The sequence below is a fragment of the Bacillus fonticola genome, assembly GCF_012955605.1.
GTDB lineage: Bacteria > Bacillota > Bacilli > Bacillales > JC228 > Bacillus_CG > Bacillus_CG fonticola.
Genome location: NZ_CP052135.1, coordinates 887,726 through 906,343, shown reverse-complemented (window position 1 = coordinate 906,343; position 18,618 = coordinate 887,726). Strand labels below are relative to the sequence as shown.

The 18,618-nt window shown below is 44.2% G+C and carries 15 protein-coding genes; all 15 read right to left on the bottom strand.

Annotated elements, in window-relative coordinates; translation table 11 throughout:
• Nucleotides 1-144: 144 nt before the first annotated feature.
• On the bottom strand, nt 145-1,911 hold the full coding sequence (locus HHK01_RS04440; protein ID WP_170006591.1) for a zinc ribbon domain-containing protein: 1,767 nt from the start codon (nt 1,909-1,911) through the stop codon (nt 145-147).
• Between the two features lie 234 nt (nt 1,912-2,145).
• Nucleotides 2,146-2,553, bottom strand: coding sequence for a DUF5365 family protein (locus HHK01_RS04435; RefSeq protein WP_170006590.1), 408 nt, complete (start codon nt 2,551-2,553; stop codon nt 2,146-2,148).
• 643 nt (nt 2,554-3,196) lie between these two features.
• Nucleotides 3,197-3,808: an NAD(P)H:quinone oxidoreductase gene (gene wrbA / locus HHK01_RS04430; protein WP_170008654.1), complete on the bottom strand. Its 612-nt coding sequence runs from the start codon at nt 3,806-3,808 to the stop codon at nt 3,197-3,199.
• Between the two features lie 289 nt (nt 3,809-4,097).
• A complete protein-coding gene (locus HHK01_RS04425; protein ID WP_170006589.1) occupies nt 4,098-4,919 on the bottom strand; it encodes an aldo/keto reductase in 822 nt (273 codons plus the stop codon).
• A 649-nt stretch (nt 4,920-5,568) separates the two neighbouring features.
• Nucleotides 5,569-7,851: a HelD family protein gene (locus HHK01_RS04420; RefSeq protein WP_170006588.1), complete on the bottom strand. Its 2,283-nt coding sequence runs from the start codon at nt 7,849-7,851 to the stop codon at nt 5,569-5,571.
• A 403-nt stretch (nt 7,852-8,254) separates the two neighbouring features.
• Nucleotides 8,255-8,578 carry a hypothetical protein gene (locus HHK01_RS04415; protein WP_170006587.1) on the bottom strand — a complete coding sequence of 108 codons (324 nt, stop codon included), beginning with the start codon at nt 8,576-8,578 and terminating at the stop codon, nt 8,255-8,257.
• 12 nt (nt 8,579-8,590) lie between these two features.
• Complete coding sequence (locus HHK01_RS04410; RefSeq protein ID WP_228027655.1) at nt 8,591-9,883, bottom strand: S1 family peptidase; 1,293 nt, start codon at nt 9,881-9,883, stop codon at nt 8,591-8,593.
• A gap of 127 nt (nt 9,884-10,010) precedes the next feature.
• Nucleotides 10,011-11,480 (bottom strand): catalase, encoded by a 1,470-nt coding sequence (locus HHK01_RS04405; protein WP_170006585.1) that lies wholly within the window; start codon nt 11,478-11,480, stop codon nt 10,011-10,013.
• Nucleotides 11,481-11,572: 92 nt separating this feature from the next.
• Nucleotides 11,573-12,040, bottom strand: coding sequence for a large-conductance mechanosensitive channel protein MscL (gene mscL / locus HHK01_RS04400; RefSeq protein ID WP_170006584.1), 468 nt, complete (start codon nt 12,038-12,040; stop codon nt 11,573-11,575).
• 120 nt (nt 12,041-12,160) lie between these two features.
• On the bottom strand, nt 12,161-13,582 hold the full coding sequence (locus HHK01_RS04395) for a dihydrolipoyl dehydrogenase family protein (RefSeq protein WP_170006583.1): 1,422 nt from the start codon (nt 13,580-13,582) through the stop codon (nt 12,161-12,163).
• Nucleotides 13,583-14,797 (bottom strand): dihydrolipoamide acetyltransferase family protein, encoded by a 1,215-nt coding sequence (locus HHK01_RS04390; protein ID WP_170006582.1) that lies wholly within the window; start codon nt 14,795-14,797, stop codon nt 13,583-13,585.
• Nucleotides 14,798-14,840: 43 nt separating this feature from the next.
• Complete coding sequence (locus HHK01_RS04385; RefSeq protein ID WP_170006581.1) at nt 14,841-15,842, bottom strand: alpha-ketoacid dehydrogenase subunit beta; 1,002 nt, start codon at nt 15,840-15,842, stop codon at nt 14,841-14,843.
• A complete protein-coding gene (pdhA, locus tag HHK01_RS04380; RefSeq protein WP_170006580.1) occupies nt 15,839-16,909 on the bottom strand; it encodes a pyruvate dehydrogenase (acetyl-transferring) E1 component subunit alpha in 1,071 nt (356 codons plus the stop codon). Before pdhA ends, HHK01_RS04385 begins: the two co-directional genes overlap by 4 nt.
• A 34-nt stretch (nt 16,910-16,943) precedes the next feature.
• On the bottom strand, nt 16,944-18,047 hold the full coding sequence (locus HHK01_RS04375; RefSeq protein ID WP_170006579.1) for a Glu/Leu/Phe/Val dehydrogenase: 1,104 nt from the start codon (nt 18,045-18,047) through the stop codon (nt 16,944-16,946).
• Between the two features lie 57 nt (nt 18,048-18,104).
• Complete coding sequence (locus HHK01_RS04370; RefSeq protein WP_170006578.1) at nt 18,105-18,506, bottom strand: thioesterase family protein; 402 nt, start codon at nt 18,504-18,506, stop codon at nt 18,105-18,107.
• Nucleotides 18,507-18,618 lie beyond the last annotated feature (112 nt).

Genomic DNA, 18,618 nt, shown 5'->3' with positions numbered 1-18,618 from the left:
CGAAAATGCCTCTCTTTGTTGTAGCGTGTTTTGCACAAAAACGCAAGGTTCACCACACCACTCGTTTGTATGCTCACCTCACTTCTGTAAAACGCACAAAAATAAACGAGACTCTTTGAAAAGTAAAGAGTCTCGTTCGTTTCATCATACTTGTTCCACGTGTTCTTCATGCTCGATCAAACGATTTCGATTTAGTCGGCTCATGACGAGGCCACCACTCATGACAGCCACAACTACCACTAAAAATGTAGTGAAAAATAATTGGACACTCATGAACCCAGTCATCGCTTCAATATTATCAAAGTAGTTGTTTTCATATTCACTTCTTATGTTCATAGTCGTCGTAGCAAATTGCACAAAGAAAGTAACGACAAACGAATATACAAGAGAGAACACGAGCAAATACATCCACCGGAAGCCGAATCGTTTTGACCAAAGCGCCCCGATTGTAACGATCATGACAAGCGGAATAAAAAGTGCCCACGTTGAATCCAATAGTAACAACTCGCGAAAACCGGTCTGATCCATTACAGACTGATTCGTGTTTTCCCCAATACCCCATAGTGAATAATTTGCGTAGGAGGTCGGTCCACCAAAAATAGACTGCATCGAAAATATCGCAAAGTGTGCTAACCCAACGAACAGCAATGCATAGCGTCCTACGTAGGTCGACGCTTCCTCCTCGGATATTGACGAGAACTGTTGTTGTCCTAAGTACCTTTCCAAAAATGTTTGCAATTGTTCGTTACGAACGTCGACCACACTGTAGTAAACGACTAGTAGGAGGACAATGGACAAAACTGCAGCCCCCGTGCCAAACAGAAAACTTGACTGAAGCGGGCTGAGCGAGGTGAACATTCGTTTAGGATCACGTAAAAATTCCCACTTCTTCACGACCATTATTCCTAACCAACCAAATAAAAACGCTAACAAAAATCCATTTCCAAACGCTTCAAACGGATTGTAAGAGAGCGACACTGTTGTTTCCGCACCACGTCGCCATCCTTCCACTACTTCATTTTGACTTCCAAGCACACTCAATATAGCTAACAAAATGCCATACAACGCTCCATACATGATAATGGCACCCAGGTTCACCTGCTTGTTCATTTGTTTTGCAACAAGCGCGATCATGATCCCCCCAAGGAACAACACAGCGGAAACTACAGGTAAATAGGACACTAAGTTCGTCGATATCGTCCTCTCCAACATCTCCATACGCTCCGTCCCAATGGTTGACAGAAGCTCGGATGTAAATGAAAGCTGGTTCAAGGTAAGGAAAACGTCTATATCCCTAAAAGAGAGCATGTCGGTCATAGCACCTTGATCACTTGAAAATGAATAATACTGATAATTGCTTACAAAAAGTACTTCTAAATAATTTGTCACATCTGCTGACACAAAAACCGCCACGACATATAAAAGCAATCCGGAAACTGCTAACCCTGAAAACAATGCTAGCCACGAAATAGGTGAAGATTTTGTTTTCATCTTCGTGACAGTATCCTTCACAAGTGCATTTACTTTGTTTTCAAATTTATCTACTAGCAAATCAGAAGAAATCGTACCGCTTGACTGTATTGGCTCCTGCTTTTTAGTTGCGGCGGTCTCGTCCCATTCTTCTGGACGATTGACTTTTTCAACATACTCCCCTTTGTCAAACGGTGTGAACGGTTCTGTATCGAATCGATTATGAAGCGGCTGCGCTCCTGCACCTGCACCCGCTAGTAATTCGCCGCATTGCCCACAATGTAGCGCCGACCAACTAGACGCATGCCCACATTGGCGACACGTTTTTTGAAACGGTAGCCGATAAGACTTTATCTCGTTCCCATATTGTAGTACTCTACCGCACGTTCCGCAAAACTTATCGTCCTTATGAACAGGACGCCCACAACCGTAGCACTTCATGAAACTCCCCCTGATCCAAAACTTTGTTAATATTTTATCAAAAAGATGGGGAAGTTCATAGGAAATTCCACTATTTGCAAAAACATACGAGTCTTATAAAATGGCCTTTCTCTATAAAATAGCCTATAAAATAAACACTAGAATCATGCATTTATAAGACGTGGGATGAGATGTTCTGTTTTTAAAAAAGTACACTCCCACCAAAAAAAAAGCCCCCAATAGGAGGCTCACACACTAAGCAAGTACTTCATTCGCTGCTTTTCCGTATACGCTGATCTCGTCATAATAATTGGACCTTGGCTCTTGAAATTGCTCAAACGTAAACGGAAAACTAATTCCAAACTGTTGCAGCTTCTCTACGTTTTCCTCAAACATGTCCTCGTATTTCGCCTCAAGCTCTCCACGTTCGTTCATCTCAATGATAGAAATGATCGTTTGTAAAATGGATATAATTTGAAAAGCCTCCTTTAATGTTCCGATGTATCCTCTGTCTGTCGGAGCAATATGTAGAACATTCCACTTCTCAAAATCTTGAATTTGTTCATCTGAAAAGAAACGAGGAAAAATGGTGGTGTAAAAAGCGTCCACCAATTTTTGTATGTGTTCATCTTGCTCGTCAGTAGAAGCAATGGCTACTTTCACGTCTCATCACCCCTTTTTGTCACTTATGTGTAACGGTCTCGTAACATGACACTAGAATAACATAGATTTTCTTCAATTGAGGGTGGTAATTGTTGCAATTATGGGGGGCAGAACGTACCAGTCTAAGAATGTTGCGTGTCTACGGGATTAACTAGGACTTAACGCTCTTAATTCTGGATTAGCGCTCTTAAATCTGGATTATCGCTCTTAAACGTGGATTAACGCTCTTAATTCTGGATTAACGCTCTTAAACCTGGATTATCGCTCTTAAATCTGAATTAACGCTCTTAAACCTGGGTTATCGCTCTTAAACCTGGATTAGCGCTCTTAATTCTGGATTAACGCTCTTAAACCTGGATTAGCGCTCTTAAACCTGGATTAGCGCTCTTAAATCTGAATTAACGCTCTTAATTCTGGATTAACGCTCTTAAATCTGAATTAACGCTCTTATCCCGCGACTAACGCTCTTAAATCTGGATTAGCGCTCTTATCCCGCGACTAACGCTCTTAAACCTGGATTAGCGCTCTTATCCCGCGACTAGCGCTCTTAAATCTGAATTAACGCTCTTAAACCTGGGTTAGCATGTCCCGTACGCAGAAAAAACGCCCTCTTCACTAAAAAGAGGACGCGTCACAAACTGGATTATTGACCAAAACCTGTTTTAACAAAGCCACCAACTTGTACTGTACGTTTTGCTTGGTGCTTAACGGCTGCTTGAACGTCTTCAACCATTTTTCCTTCTTGGTCGATCGTCACGCTTGTTCCGTATGGGTTACCGCCGGCAGCGAAGAGGGATGCGTCTGTGTAGCCTGGTGCAGCAATGATCGCTCCCCAGTGCATCATCGTTGTATAGATCGCTGTAATCGTTTGTTCTTGGCCACCGTGTGGGTTCGCAGCAGATGACATCGCACTCACGACTTTGTTTGCTAGCTTGCCTTGTGCCCATAGACCACCAGTTGTGTCCATGAATTGCTTGATTTGTGATGCGACGTTTCCGAACCGTGTTGGGGAGCTGAAAATGATGGCATCTGCCCACTCAAGATCTTCTGGTTTCGCTACTGGAACGTCTTTCGTATCTTCTAAGTGTTGTTTCCAAGCTGGTTGTCCTTCAATAACAGCTGCTGGTGCAAGTTCTTCTACGCGAAGTAACTTCACTTCCGCTCCTGCTTCTGTTGCCGCTTCTTCTGCCCACTTGGCCATTTGGTAGTTCGTTCCTGTTTGGCTGTAATACACAATTGCTAATTTGACTGACATGTTTTCTTCCTCACCTTTCTGTTGTTCAGGTTGTTGTGATGCAAACCATGACTTAATACGAGTAGCTAGAGACAAAAGCGTTCGCCTCCTAAGACTGTCCTAGTATGACCGAAAGACACGCAAATTCTTCGTTGTTGAACAAATAGTTGCGAGTTCCCCCACATTCAGGGCAAACCTTTACGTCACGGACAAATATCTCAACTTCGAGACAATAGTATCACCTTGCTTATCTCGAAGTCAAGACATTAGCGTTCAGTAACCTCAAAGGCATTAAGGTTACCGAAGCTACTTAAAAATCAAAATTGTCTGGGTCCGCACCAAATCGTTGGTTTTCATTCATAAGGTCAATCGTTTTTACATCTTGCGCAGAAAGTTCAAAATCAAAAATAGAGATGTTTTCTTGCAAGCGCGCAGGCGTTACTGATTTTGGAATCGCAATAATTCCATGTTGCACGTGCCAACGTAAAATAAGCTGTGCAGGAGTTTTCCCGTACTTTTCAGACAGGTGCAAGAGCGTCGGATTTTCTAAAAAACGTCCTCTCGAAATCGGCGACCATGCTTCCACTTTAATATCTTGAGCTGCGCAAAATTCGCGAAGCGGCTCCTGTGATAATAAAGGATGCAACTCAACTTGGTTCACCGTCGGCTTTTCATTTGCACGAGCCATTAAATCTTCTAGATGGTGCGTTTGGAAGTTACTCACACCAATTGCTCGAACGGAACCCTCGTCATGTAAGCGCTCCAACGCTCTCCATGTGTCTTTGTATTTTCCCACGACTGGCCAATGGATTAAATATAAGTCAATAACGTCAAGTCCGAGCTTCTTTTGACTTGTTTCAAAAGCCCGAAGCGTCTCATCGTATCCTTGATCGGAATTCCACACTTTCGTTGTGACAAATAACTCTTCACGTGGCACACTAGCTTCTCGAACCGCTCTTCCCACACCTTCTTCGTTTTCATAAAACGTTGCCGTGTCGATTAGTCGATAGCCAAGGTCAATTGCCGTTCCGATCGTTTTCTCAATTTGCGTGCCCTCTTCAACCTTAAACACGCCAAGTCCGAATTCCGGTATTTGCACTCCGTTATGTAATGAAATATTCGAAGGTCTCACAGTCTCACTCCTTCACTTTAGTTTTCAGTTTTATTTTACCATTTTGAGAAGTTTGCTACTAATAAAAGGCTCTCCCAAAAGTAAAGCAGCAGCCACCAAGTGACTCCTACCAATTATTTCCACAGGATTTTCGTATTCTTTGTTGTTTTTACTACACAGTTATCCCATGATGCGACGTAATGCACATTCATAGCGCTTGAATACCGCTCCGGAAATACACTTCGCTTTCCGCGGGCTCCGCGCTGAGCCTCCTCGTTCGCAAAGTACGCTCACTGCGGAGGCCCACAGGACGTGGGTCAGAAAGGCGTTGCCACAGGACGTGGCGCCCTTAGCCTTTCCTCCTTGTCCTGCGGGATCAGCGGGACAGGTGAGACGTGTCTAGCTGCAGCGGTCTGCTCCCGTCTGAAAATAACCTTCGTCTTTTGAGGCAAAAAGCGCCTCTAAAGCCAAAGAACATTTTTCCGAGGGAGAAAAACGGACCGCCTCCGCATTTCACCCCGCAAGAGCGCAGCGATGAGGAGGCTCACCGCCCGCCCCGCGGAAAGCGTCCGCCTGCAGCGGAAATCAACATAGCAGTACGTCGCATCATATAGCTATTGTGCAATACAACTTCTCAAATAAAGCCACAACCTTTTAAAAAACAGCCTTTTTATAACGGGTCTAGGTGTTGAAACAAATCTCCCGCAAACGCACCTTCCGCTTTCGCATACATCCGTAACCGATGAAGCGGACGCGTCATCGCTACGTACAAAAGCTTCACGTCAAGTGGCTGCTCTTTCTTGTAAACCTCATCTAAAGAAACAACCGTCACGACATCAAACTCAAGTCCCTTTGACAAGTACGACGGCACGATCACAGGCTTTGTCGTATCGTAGGCTGCTTGTTCCTCGAGTAATTGAATATCCACAGCCTGTTGCTCAAAAGCCTTTCGCAATCGGTTCGCGTCGCGCATCGTCTTCACAATAATGGCGGAAGTAAGTAATCCGTCTCCTTTATCTTTCGCATATTGTTGCTCGAATTCACGTACAAAGCTGTACTCATCCATTCCTGTTATCACGATGGGAACATCGCCATGCCGTACAACAGGTTCCACTGCTGGCGTTTCCTCCACCATAAGAGGCAAAAGTCGGTTGGCTTCATTCATGACTTCAATCGTCGTCCGGTAGCTCTTTTGTAATTCGCGATATTGCGCTCGTGGAAATAATTTTTCGATGAGCACCTGCCAATCGGTCAACCCCCGATAAGAATGAATTCCTTGTGCTAAATCCCCAACGACCGTGAACATATCGGTTTCTAGCGCTCTTTTTAATGAGGCAAACTGCAAATAACTGTAGTCCTGCGCTTCATCAATGACGACATTTCTACTTTTTAGCTCGCGGTCGACACCGAAAATATCCGTTTGTAGCCAAAGGAGGGCAGCTAAGTCTTCTTGTTCGTACAGTCCTTTTTTTAGCATGCGTTCGGTATATGTACACACCCTCTGCGCGGTCTGTTCGTCGACCACTCCTTGAGCATACTGTTGCCATGCATCTGGATCGTGGAACAATTCTTTGTAGTAGGTGAGTAGCTTCTTTTTCGGAAATTGCTGCATGTATGAACTCACGCCCGTTCGCAAAGCAGCTTCCAATTGTTTTGTTCGCTCCGCTTGACGGTCGAGCGCTTCAGAGACGTAGGCTTTTCGCTTCGCATCGTTTTTGATTCCGTACAGTCCGCGCTCAATTTTGTTTTCAAAGAAATCCTTCAGTTGCTTACGCATGACTGGACGCTTTCTCCGTAAGTCGGCTTGCAAAATTCCCTTCACCTTGATCACTCGCTTCTGGTAAGGAAGATATACGAAATCCTCCTTCATGAGGCGCGCAAGCTTTTGTTTTCCATACAATTTATATTTGTCTACTTGAAAGTCTTTCCGTGGGTAAAACGTCTTCTCGATAGATCGCAAATAACCCCGAAGTACTTGTTCAAACTGCGGGGAGCCTTTTATGTGTGCAACGAAGGCTGCTTCTTTCACTTCTTCTGTTGGTTGTTCTACGAGGTTGATTAGCTTTTTGTCTGGAGCTAGCTTGATTTTTTGTGTCAGACAACTCTGCACAAAATCTGCGAAGGTGGTTTGACGTACCCGGTCTACACCGAGTTCTGGGAGTACCTCGGAAATGTAATCGATAAACAATCGACTTGGAGCCAGAATCATCAGTTCTTCAGGACGGAAGTGTTCCGCATATTGATAAATGAAGTACGAGATTCTATGTAGCGCAATCGTCGTTTTTCCAGACCCAGCCGCCCCTTGCACGATAATCGGCTTGTTTAAGTCGGCGCGAATGATCTCGTTTTGTTCCTCTTGGATCGTCGACACGATGTCACTTAGTCGATTGCTCGCTGATTTGGCAAGAGAGTCCTGCAGAAGTTCGTCTGTTGTCGTTAGATCGATGTCCCGGATGTCTTGCAAAGCACCTTCTTCGATCGTGTACTGACGCTTTGTGGACAGCTCTCCGTGATAGGTGCCACCTTCTGCCTTATAGCTCTCCCTTCCAATTCGACCTTCATAATACAAATTGGAAATTTGCGAGCGCCAATCAACGATAATCGGCTCTTGATCCTCGTGCTGGTAAAGCGATGTTTTGCCAATGTAATACACTTCGGTGTTGTCTTGTCCGTCTCTTAAAAAGTCGATACGGGCAAAATAAGGCTTTGGATGAAGCGCTTCCAACTTTTCGACATCACTTTTTGATACTTCGAAAAAGCGAGCGTTCATCAAAATTTGGTTATAACCTAAGCTTGACTCGAGCCAATCGACATCTTCAAAAGCGGCTTGAATATTCTCTTGAAACTGACTGGTACTCGTTTTGGCGGTTTGAATGACAGCTTCCATGTAGTGGCGGGTAAACTGTAACCGCTGACACTCGGCTTCGTAATCTGGGTGATCTTGAATAGACATGAATCAGGTCTCCTTCGTTCGTCTGTGCGCGGTGACACACAGGATATTAGGTGGAAACCATGATAGTCATTTCGCGAGGGCCCACACGATGTGGGTCAGAAAGGCGCTCGCTCGCAGGACGCGAGTGGCTCGGCGTTGCGGCATGGAAGCAGCGAAATTAGCCGAGGTTCCCTACTAGGACGTCGCGATCTTAGCCTTTCATCTTCTAAATATTTCGAACAGGATACAAAGTATTCTAACTTTTTCCACAGCTGTCGTCAAGGATAGCAACTAGTCTGAAAAAAATTAAGTGAATGTACTACACCTTGATTCTCTTATCAGTAAAAATAACCCCTAAAAGAATTAGTAACACCATTCCTTTTAGGGGAGATAAATTAACCTCTAGCTATCTATCGTCATTATTTTAATCTATTATAACGATTTTATCTACAACTATATCATCAGAAACTTTTTGACTAGATATTGTATACTTTTCGTCAAACTCCAGTCTTACCAGATCGCCTTCTTCCAACTCTTCCTTACCAACGATTTCGCCTACGTTTTCCTTCTTGATTTCTAAAAAGTGCCCCACTTCATTTATGTCGGAACTCTTCACAAGATCCGAGATATTAAATAGATAAGATCCATCTCCGACATTTACAACTTCAACTTCTATCGCTTCGTAACGATTACATCCGCTAAGAAGAACAAACGCAGTCAGGAAAACGAGAAGTTTAATCAATTTCACTGAATCATCCCCTTAAAATAAAGGTGATAAATTATAATAGTCAACAGCTTGATCAACCGGCGTGTAAACTTTGTAACCAAAATAGGTGCCTTTATGAATTCCTACAATAAGTCCACCTTTATAAACTGGTGCACCGCTATCTCCATTATCGCTACCGTAATCAGCAGCAACAAAATCATAGTGCCCAAACCAAGAATAATCAATGTCTTCAACTGTGCCGCATGTATTTCCTGTCGTTATTCCATTTTTACAGACGTATTGCCCGACATATTTTTCATATTCCCTCTGCCAATCAGTGAAATTATCTTTCTCGTAATTCCCAATACCTGCGTGGCTATCAATACTTAATTTGATAAGTCCTATATCTGTATTAGCATTGTCAGCTACTTTCTCCATGTAGCCGAAATATGTTCCTCCCTGGTTATAACGATCTCCACTATCCCCACAATGACCAGCAGTAACTAAGTAAAGATCACCTTGGTGCACAGCCGAGAATCCACTGGTACAGTAACCTACTCCATCTTGATTATAATCAAGGTTTTCAATAGCTAGCCCACCCTCTAAAGGTCGCTGGTAGTCATACCTTGACTCATCTGCACCGTTCCTTTTCTCTTCTTTGACCTTATATTTGAATTTCAGATTTTGTTTCAATACTGCTTTAATTTCACTGTTTAAAGGATACACACTAATCTCAACAGCGTTACTTTTCACGTCAGTTTTTACTGCCTTTATATTTACTCCCTGCTTTTTTAGTAAATCATAAAGTTTCCACACTGCATCATTTTGCTGTTGCAATTCTTCATAGCTACTTTCTACGAAGCGAAACTTTACTTTTTGCTCCTTTTTATACAACTTTGCTAGATCTTTAATTTCTTTCTTGAAATGTTTTAAATCTTTCGTGAATGAAATATATAGCGTTCCTTTCTCACTTTGGTCAATGTAAAGCCCCCCGAAATCCTCTTCCGTAATATTTTCGTTAACATACTCTAGAATTATCGGCATGAACTCACTTTGATGAGCAATTCGTTCATTAAGGTCTTGCATTTCCTCGACAGTTAAATACACCCCGTGCTGTTTTTTAGAAGCCTTATTGTTTTTCTCAGTCACAACTTGTTGAATATGTTCTAAATCAGCATTTAATCCCATTTTTTCTCGAAACTCTACATCTTGTTTAAACCTATTTTCAGACTCCCCTGCTAGAGTAGAATCTGTACTAACAAAAAAACTCAAAACTACGATTCCTACTATTGCAATAGCATAAGTCAATTTCAAAACAAACACCTCCAATAAAGTTAAATTTTCCATATACTCTAATTATAAACACTATTCATAATTCACTTCAAGGATTTTTCCTTTTTCGTTACTTCAATACAAAAAGCCCTTAAACAGAGAAAGACTCCGTTCAAGGGCTGAATCCATTGTGTAGGGTGTTTTACGCTTTAGTCAAATGCTCCAAGTACGGAGTTAAATCCACGTTCAAGTTAGCTGCAAGCTTCTTCCCAAGCTCTTCATCCACTCGGTAGAAGTTGCAAATCGCACGCAATTGAATGCGCTCTTCTTTTACTTGTTTCAGGTCGTTCGTTAAGTTGCGCTCTAGCTGTAGCTTTAGCTCCTCAGTGTAGCTGTTGTACACTTTCGTCGCTTGGCCAAAATCGTTCGGGTTATCGATTTTCGCACGCACAGCTTGATCACCAAGAATCGGTTGTGGATCTTCAACGTATGCAGAATCCTCTTTCGGACGATCGTCATAGCTGTTTGGCTCATAATTAATATGATCGGCTGGTTGTTTGAACGCCATTGCACCATCGCGTTGGTAGCTGTTCACTTGTGCAAACGGGCAGTTAATCGGAAGCTGTAAGTAGTTGGCTCCAACACGGTACCGTTGCGTATCAGAATAGGAGAACAAACGCCCTTGTAGCATTTTATCCTCAGAAGCTTGGATTCCTGGTACGAGTACACCTGGATTGAAACCAACCTGTTCTGTTTCCGCAAACACGTTTTCAGGGTTACGGTTCAAAATCATGGTTCCCACATGATGGAATGGGAAGTCTTCTTCTAACCAATCCTTCGTTGTGTCTAGCGGATGAAAGTCATAGTTATCCATGTCTGCTGGATCCAATAGCTGCACATAAAGATCCCACTCCGGATAGTCCCCGCGCTCAATTGCGTTGTATAAATCAGCACTTGCATGGTTAAAGTCTTCCCCTTGAATTTCAGCAGCACGCTCTAGGCTTAAATTTTTGACGCCTTCTTTTGGTACCCAACGGAATTTCACGTAAGTAGTATTTCCATACTCGTTTACAAATTTGAATGCATGCACACTAGAACCGCGCATATGACGATAAGTGGCAGGGATCCCTTCGTCTGTGAACAAATGCACCATCATGTTAGTAGATTCAGGTGTTAAGCTCATGAAATCCCAATAGCGTGTCGGATCTTGAATATTAGTTCGAGGATCTGGCTTTAAGGAATGGACCATGTCTGGGAATTTCATCGCGTCTCGAATGAAGAAGATCGGCAAGTTGTTCCCTACAAAGTCCCAGTTCCCTTCCTCTGTATAAAACTTAATCGCAAATCCGCGTGGATCGCGTAACGTTTCAGGAGAGTGTTGACCGTGAATTACCGTGGAGAAACGAACGAACAACGGCGTTTCTGTTCCAGGAGTTTGCAAGAAATTTGCTTTTGTATATTTTTTCATAGATTGTTTTGTAATGAAAACGCCATGCGCACCTGATCCACGTGCGTGAACTACGCGCTCTGGAATTCGCTCTCGGTCAAAGTGAGCAAGCTTTTCAATAAGTTGATAGTCTTCAATTAAAGTAGGACCGTTCGCGCCAGCCGTTCTGGAATTTTGATTGTCCCCAATCGGTACACCTTGGTTTGTTGTTAACCGTTTTGTCATACTGTCTCCTCCTTGGGTTTAAATAATCATTTTCTCTTTGTAATTATTATTAGGTAATACATTATCAATAGTACAGACTATTCTATCGTCCGTCAACGAATTTGCTTCTCTCGATCAGTTGTTTTTTGCTTGTCTTGAAAATGAACGACAATACCGTTTGTTTTCGTCTCTATGTTTCGAGGCAAACGCTCATGCAGGACGTCGCGAATCTCTCTAATCAGGTCATCTTTAACCGGTGGCTTTTCCTTTTGAGATGGGGCTTCTTCCTCCTCGTCCCCGCGTATACGATTGACTACCCTTATTGCGAGGAATATAGAGAAAGCAATAATAAAGAAGTCAATCATCGTCTGTAGAAAGGCCCCGTATTTCACAACTACTTGTCCAATCGTTATACTCTTAGTCGAAAGATTGATTCCTCCAACAAGCACTCCAAAAAAAGGCATAATCAAATCGTTCACCATGGAGTCGACCATCTTTCCGAACGCAGTTCCAATTACAACTGCTATGGCCATATCCATGACGTTTCCCTTCATCGCAAACTTCTTAAACTCTTTCCACACGAACAAACCCTCCCATCACGTCTACTTTATGAATGATGAGAGCCAGTCATGACAAAATACAGAACCTTTCCCCACACCAAAGACCTCAGTACAGATCACTGAGGTCAGCATGCTATCGTTCTAGTAGACAACTTGCTTGGAAAGGTTAACTTGATGAATCGCTTGCCCTTGCAAAGCTTCCATCGCTTCTGTCAAGGCTTCACCTACTCCAGGATGTGGTTGGTAAGCTTGTAAAATATCTTCTTTGCGCGCGAGCAGGTGAAAGGCTAGCGTACCGCTGGCGATTAACTCTTGGGCTTGATCCGCCACAATGTGAACCCCCACGACGCGATCGGTGCTTTCATCTACTACCCATTTCACAAAACCGGCGCGGGCTCCAGTTACCGTAGCCCAGCCATTTCCCGATAGAGAGAAGGTTCCAGTAGATACTTGTTCAAATTGATGGCGAGCCTCTTCCTCTGTCAAACCAATAGAAGCAATGCCCGGATTCGTATATAGCACACGCGGTGCCCCATATGAAAACGTATCCTCCTCTTGTCCACAAACGGTAGCTGCCACACGTTTTGCCGCAGCAATAGAATCATTCGCCCACACTGTCCCTGTTACACTTCCGACGGCGAAAATATGAGGCGTGCTCGTTCTACCTTGCTCGTCAACGTTGATGACGTTTTCTTGAATATCGATTCCTGCTTTCAGCAATCCAAGTTCCTCAGCAGGGACTACAGCACGTAAAGAAACCGCTAAACAGGCCGTTTCAAATGAAAGCGTAGTTCCGTCTAACAAACAAGCCTCTCCACTTACACGTTCTTCCTCATTCTCAAAGGTTACTTGCCTTACGCGATGATGAGTGACTGATCTTCCCTTTAAGTCCTTCTCCAAATGCGACACGAGTGTGGCGTCCCATTCCCATTCGGCTGTCTGATACCAAGTAACAGGAACTCCCAAAGTAGCTAGAGTACATGCCGCTTCTACACACCACGGCTCATGTCCTACTATGGTCAATTCTTCAGGAATTTGACCTGCATCATAAAGCTGTCTCATCGTGCGAACCACTCTTCCGTCTACCTTGATAGAATCTAGTGGCTGTAAAACGGTTCCTGTTGCGATGATACATTGTTCGAATTTTACCGTCGTGCTCTCCCGCTCTCCTTGAACAAACAAACGATGTTCATCAAGGAAAGAAGCATCTCCTTCAAGCACATCTATTTGCAAGGAATTCAGTAAGTGCTGAACTCCCTTTTCTAACGTGCGGAGTACTCGTTTTTGATAGGAAGCTAGCTTTTGAAACTGAAAATCTTCTCCTTTTGCTTGAGGAATACCAAGCTGGGTGCGATGTTTGCTTTTGGACCATTCAGCCGCAGCATGAGCCCATACTTTGGACGGCATGCATCCCTCATGTAAACAAACTCCCCCGAGTGCCCTCCGTTCAATAAGTGTTACTGTTTTACCGAGCTGTGCAGCCCGAATGGCCGCAGTATATCCTGCAGGGCCACCACCCACCACAACGAGTTCACAATCCTGTGTTAATTCTCCGACGACCATTTACATCAGCTCCGAACATAGAAGGATAGGAAACTCTAAATATCGTTTAACCTTGTTCGTAAACGCTACCGCCGTTCCTCCGTCTACTACCCGATGATCAAAGCTCATGGATACGTTCATCACCTGTCCGATGACGATTTCTCCGTTTCGAACAACAGGTCTTTCCTTTGTTTTGTGGAAGGCGAGCAGCCCTGTTTCGGGAGCGTTTAGAATCGGAGTAGCCCCTGTACTTCCTAGTGGGCCGACGTTGCTCATCGTAAATGTGCTCCCACCTAACTGTTGCGATGTGAGACGATTTTCTCGAGCGGCCGTGTTTACTTCTTTCATTTCCTTATCGATCGTGGCAATATTTTTCCTCTGCACATGACGAATCACAGGCACGATCAGCCCTTCCTCCGTATCCGTCGCCAATCCGATATGTACGGCATCTGCGACTACGACTTCTTCGTACGGTGGTTGAAACGCTCCATTGAAAACAGGAAAGTTGCCTAGTGCTTTTTCAATTGCCTTCACGAAGTAGGCAGCAAGCGAATAAGAAACACCGGTCGCCTCCTTTGTCTCCGCTCGTAAGGCAAGTAGCCGAGTCAGATCAATTTCTTCAAAATGAGTAACGTGAGGGATTGCCTGTGCGGCTTGCGTCATTTTCGTCGCAATTTGCTTTCTTCTTCCACGAATAGGTATCCGTTTAGCTTCCTTCACTTCATTTTCTGGGCTAGTAGAATTTTCTGATGGTACTGTTCTGTTCTCTGTATGTTGCAAAACATCTCCATCCAAAATCCGACCGCCAACCCCTGTCGGCACAATCTCTTCTAAACGGATTCCACGTTCTCTTGCTAGCTTTCTTGTGTAAGGTGTGGCTAAAGGTAGCGCTGTGACTGCTTGTTTAGTAGACGTCTGTGCTATAGATGCAGATGCAGATGCTACAACAGGTTCAAAAGTTTCCTTATGTTTTATAGGTACTGTCTCTTCGGTTTGTCCCTGCACTGTCGTTTGAATAGACAAAAGAACGGTTCCAACAGTTGCTGTCGTACCTGTTTCCACGTATATTCTTTCAACGGTCCCTTGTACTGGTGCCGTGATCTCTGCAGTCACTTTATCAGTTTGCACCTCTAATAGAGGAGCGTCCATTTTCACGAAATCGCCCTCTTTTACAAAATAGTGCAAAATTTCCCCTTCTGTCATGCCCTCTCCGATATCGTGCAACTTCACTTCCATACAAATGCCTCCCTCCACTCACATAGCATCAACTATTGCTCTTTTAAAACGTAACAGTCTGTTGGATCTGATCCATTACTCGTTGAACCGTGGGGATGTAGTGATCCTCTAGCGCAAATAAAGGAACAGGTACGTCATATCCAGCTACCTTCGCAAGAGGAGCGCGTAAGGAAAGAAATGCACCGTCATTAATAACCGCAAACACGTCATGAGCGACCCCACCCGTTTGGTGTCCTTCTTGTACGACGCATACCCGGCCTGTTTTTTGCACAGAAGCAATGATCGTTTCCTCATCTAGAGGAGATAAAGTACGCAAGTCGATGACCTCACAAGAAATGCCGCTTCCTTCTAATTTTCTTGCTGCGTCTAAACTAACAGAGATCATGGCACCCCAGGCAAAAATGGAGATGTCGGTACCTTCCTTCAAAACAGCTGCTTTACCGATTGGCACAGTGTATGCCTCTTCAGGCACATCTACCTTTTGAGCACGATATGTTCTCATAGATTCCAAGAAAAGCACTGGATCCGGATCGGCTATGCTCGCAAGTAAAAGACCTTTGGCATCGTAAGCATTAGATGGACAAACCACTTTTAAACCTGGCATGTGAGTAAATAAAGCCTCGGTCGAGTCGGAATGGATCTCTGGTGCACGGATGCCAGCCCCATAAGGAGCTCGAATCACCATAGGCACTCCGTATGCCCCCATTGTTCTCATTCGATAGCGAGTCACGTGGGTCATGATTTGTTCAAAAGCCGGATAAATAAACCCAAGAAATTGCATCTCGATGACTGGTTTGAACCCTGCCAGAGCCATGCCGACTGAAACGCCCACAATTCCTGCTTCACTAAGCGGTGTGTCGATTACCCTCTCTTCACCGAATTCCTGCACTAACCCATCTGTAGCACGAAAAACGCCCCCGTTCACGCCAATATCCTCACCCATAAGGAACACTGAGTCATCTTGCTTGAGAGCTGTGCGCAGACCATCGTTCACACCGCCAACGAGTGGCAGCTTCCGCGTTGCTGTTTTTGCTTGTGTCGTCATACTATCTCACCTCCTGAAGTCCCGAGTGCGTACCTCTTTTGCTTTTCGATAGCTGCAGGGGGATTTGCATACACATGGTCGAACAAATCTGGAAGACTAGCTTTCGGGAACGATTCCATTTCCTCTACGGCACGATTTACTTCCTCCTCCGCCTCTTCCACAATCTGTTTCGCTAGAGACTCATCCCAAAAATCATAGTTTTTCATAAACTTTTCAAAGCGCACAATCGGGTCAACGGCTTCTCTTTTTGCTAAGCTTTCCTCTTGATTTCGATATTTTGTCGGGTCATCCGCAGTTGTATGTGCTCCAAAACGCCATGTCACTGCTTCAATGAGAGTAGGACCTCCACCTGAACGAGCTCTCTCTACCGCTTTTTTCGTCTCTGCATAGACGGCCAGCACGTCACTTCCGTCGACGCGCACACTTGGAATATCGTAAGCGAGTCCTTTTTGCGCGATTGTTTTCGTACGCATCTGTTTCTCAATCGGAACTGAAATCGCATAGCCGTTATTTTGGTTAAAAAACACGACAGGTGCTTGAAAGACACTCGCGAAGTTCAACCCTTCATGAAAGTCACCTTCACTCGTAGCCCCGTCTCCAAAGTAGACGAGAGCTAATCGATCGGTTCCTTTTCGTTGCTCGGCCATCGCGGCTCCTGTTGCATGGGGAATTTGAGTAGCTATAGGTACAGCCGGGGGCATAATATGTTTCCCTTTTGGAGGAACGCACCCTTCTACACGTCCATTCCAATAAAGAAATACGTGGGGCATGGAGTGGCCGAATGTAAGCGTCGCAGCATGATCTCTATATGTAGGAAACAACCAATCTCCTTCACCTAAAGCAAGAGCACTACCGACTTGAGCAGCCTCTTGCCCCTCAAACGGAGCATAGGTGCCGAGCCTTCCTTGACGTTGAAGTCGAATGGCCTTTTGGTCAAAAGCCCTCACTCGTTGTAAATGTGTGTATGCGGTTTGCATAAACGACTTTGTAATCGAGTCTTTTAGCGAGTCATCACGTAACGTTCCTTCGTTGCTTACCCATTGTTGTATAGGAAATTTTTCTTCCATCACCCATCGCTCCCCTTCCTATTTACACATCGTACTAATTACGAATCGTCCATTTTGGGCGCTTTTGATGTGAGAAAAAGCTGCTTCGTTTTCTTCTTTGCTCAATTCTTTTTTCACAATACAAATCTGCCGCAATATGAGTAGAAACATTTTCTGCTTCCGCATGTCGATAGACGTTAAGGAGAGTGTCGTAGATCGTTCGCGTTTTTTGCAACACCCGTTCATCGTTAGGTCCGTACAGCTCATCTGCTACTTGAATAAGACCACCTGCATTCACAATATAATCAGGCGCATACAAAATTCCTTTTTCCCGTAACGCATCTCCATGCCAGCTTTCTAGCAATTGGTTATTCGCAGAGCCAACAACTGCTCTTACGTTTAAAGTAGGAATCGTGTCATCGTTTAAAATACCTCCGAGCGCACACGGAACAAAAAAGTCTGCTTCTGCCTCAAACAGCTCATCCTCTGTTACAACTCGGACGGTTCCCTCTGTTTCCTTTGCCTTTGACAAGATCGCATCAAGAGCCGTTTGGTTGATATCTTGAACGAGTAGATGCGCCCCTTGTTGTAGCAAAGATTCCGCTACCTTCATTCCTACTTTTCCTAGCCCCTGAATGGAAAGCGTTTTTCCTGTTACACTTTTCGTACCAAACAATACTTCGCTCGTTGCCTCCAGCCCATACAAAACCCCTTTTGCTGTCGGAATGGAAGAATCCCCACTGCCACCGTAAGCTTTCGGAACGCCAACTATACATGAAGTTTCCTTCAAAGCGTGTACGAAATCTTCTGGTGTCGTCCCCATATCTGTCCCTGTGTAAAACCGACCGTTTAAGCTTTCAACAAACTGCCCAAACGCGCGAAACATTTCAGGTGTTTTCTTTTGAGGATCACCGATAATGACCGATTTCCCCCCACCAAAGTCAACATCGGCAGCAGCACATTTATACGTCATACCTCTTGATAAGCGAAGAACATCTTCTAGTCCTTCCTCCACCGTTCGATACATTCGCATCCGGCATCCACCCAACGCCGGCCCAAGTGTTGTGTCATGAATAGCGATGATGGCACGAAGGTCTGTATCCGGATCATGACAAAATACAACCTGTTCATGCGAAGTCATTTGTGTAAACACATCCATTTTTTCTGCCTCCTATCGTCACGGTTAGAAAACGCTTTCATTTCCAACTTTAAAAGTTTATCTTCTTAATGTTGCTTGCTGAAGCAGTTGCTGAATTTTTTCTTTAGAAACGATTAGTTGTGTGACTGTACCTTTTCCAATGAGCTCATTCTTTGTTGAGGCTTCTACTAAAGTGACCACTTTTTGTGGTGTAACCTCTGTTACGACGGCCTCCAGTGTTACGATCGTACCCTTAGTGCAAGGCGCGACATGGCGAACGGTTACGGCTCCACCCATGCCTTCCTCATGCTCTTCTAAAAAAGGTAAAATACATTTTCGTGAAACCCACTCCATGTCAGAAACAAGTGAGGCTGTTGAGTAGACTGGATGAATCACCTTGGAAGAGAACACTGGATAATGATCCTCCGATACGGTGATGTGTAGCTCCTCACTGTATCCAACAACACAACCTGCCTTCATCTCATTTCCTCCTAAACTCACAAACATTTATAACAATTATATAACGTTATATTAACATGATGTTATATTAATGGTCAACGAGACGAAAGAAGATTCAAAACTTTACATACAG

Bases quoted from the DNA above. Each gene is read 5' to 3' on its own strand.
- HHK01_RS04410 (WP_228027655.1), bottom strand. From the start codon at position 9,883: ATGGAAAATTTAACTTTATTGGAGGTGTTTGTTTTGAAATTGACTTAT.
- pdhA (WP_170006580.1), bottom strand. From the start codon at position 16,909: ATGGAAGAAAAATTTCCTATACAACAATGGGTAAGCAACGAAGGAACG.
- wrbA (WP_170008654.1), bottom strand. From the start codon at position 3,808: ATGTCAGTCAAATTAGCAATTGTGTATTACAGCCAAACAGGAACGAAC.
- HHK01_RS04405 (WP_170006585.1), bottom strand. From the start codon at position 11,480: ATGACAAAACGGTTAACAACAAACCAAGGTGTACCGATTGGGGACAAT.
- HHK01_RS04385 (WP_170006581.1), bottom strand. From the start codon at position 15,842: ATGACGACACAAGCAAAAACAGCAACGCGGAAGCTGCCACTCGTTGGC.
- HHK01_RS04420 (WP_170006588.1), bottom strand. From the start codon at position 7,851: ATGTCTATTCAAGATCACCCAGATTACGAAGCCGAGTGTCAGCGGTTA.
- HHK01_RS04440 (WP_170006591.1), bottom strand. From the start codon at position 1,911: ATGAAGTGCTACGGTTGTGGGCGTCCTGTTCATAAGGACGATAAGTTT.
- HHK01_RS04370 (WP_170006578.1), bottom strand. From the start codon at position 18,506: ATGAAGGCAGGTTGTGTTGTTGGATACAGTGAGGAGCTACACATCACC.
- HHK01_RS04395 (WP_170006583.1), bottom strand. From the start codon at position 13,582: ATGGTCGTCGGAGAATTAACACAGGATTGTGAACTCGTTGTGGTGGGT.
- HHK01_RS04375 (WP_170006579.1), bottom strand. From the start codon at position 18,047: ATGGATGTGTTTACACAAATGACTTCGCATGAACAGGTTGTATTTTGT.
- HHK01_RS04390 (WP_170006582.1), bottom strand. From the start codon at position 14,797: ATGGAAGTGAAGTTGCACGATATCGGAGAGGGCATGACAGAAGGGGAA.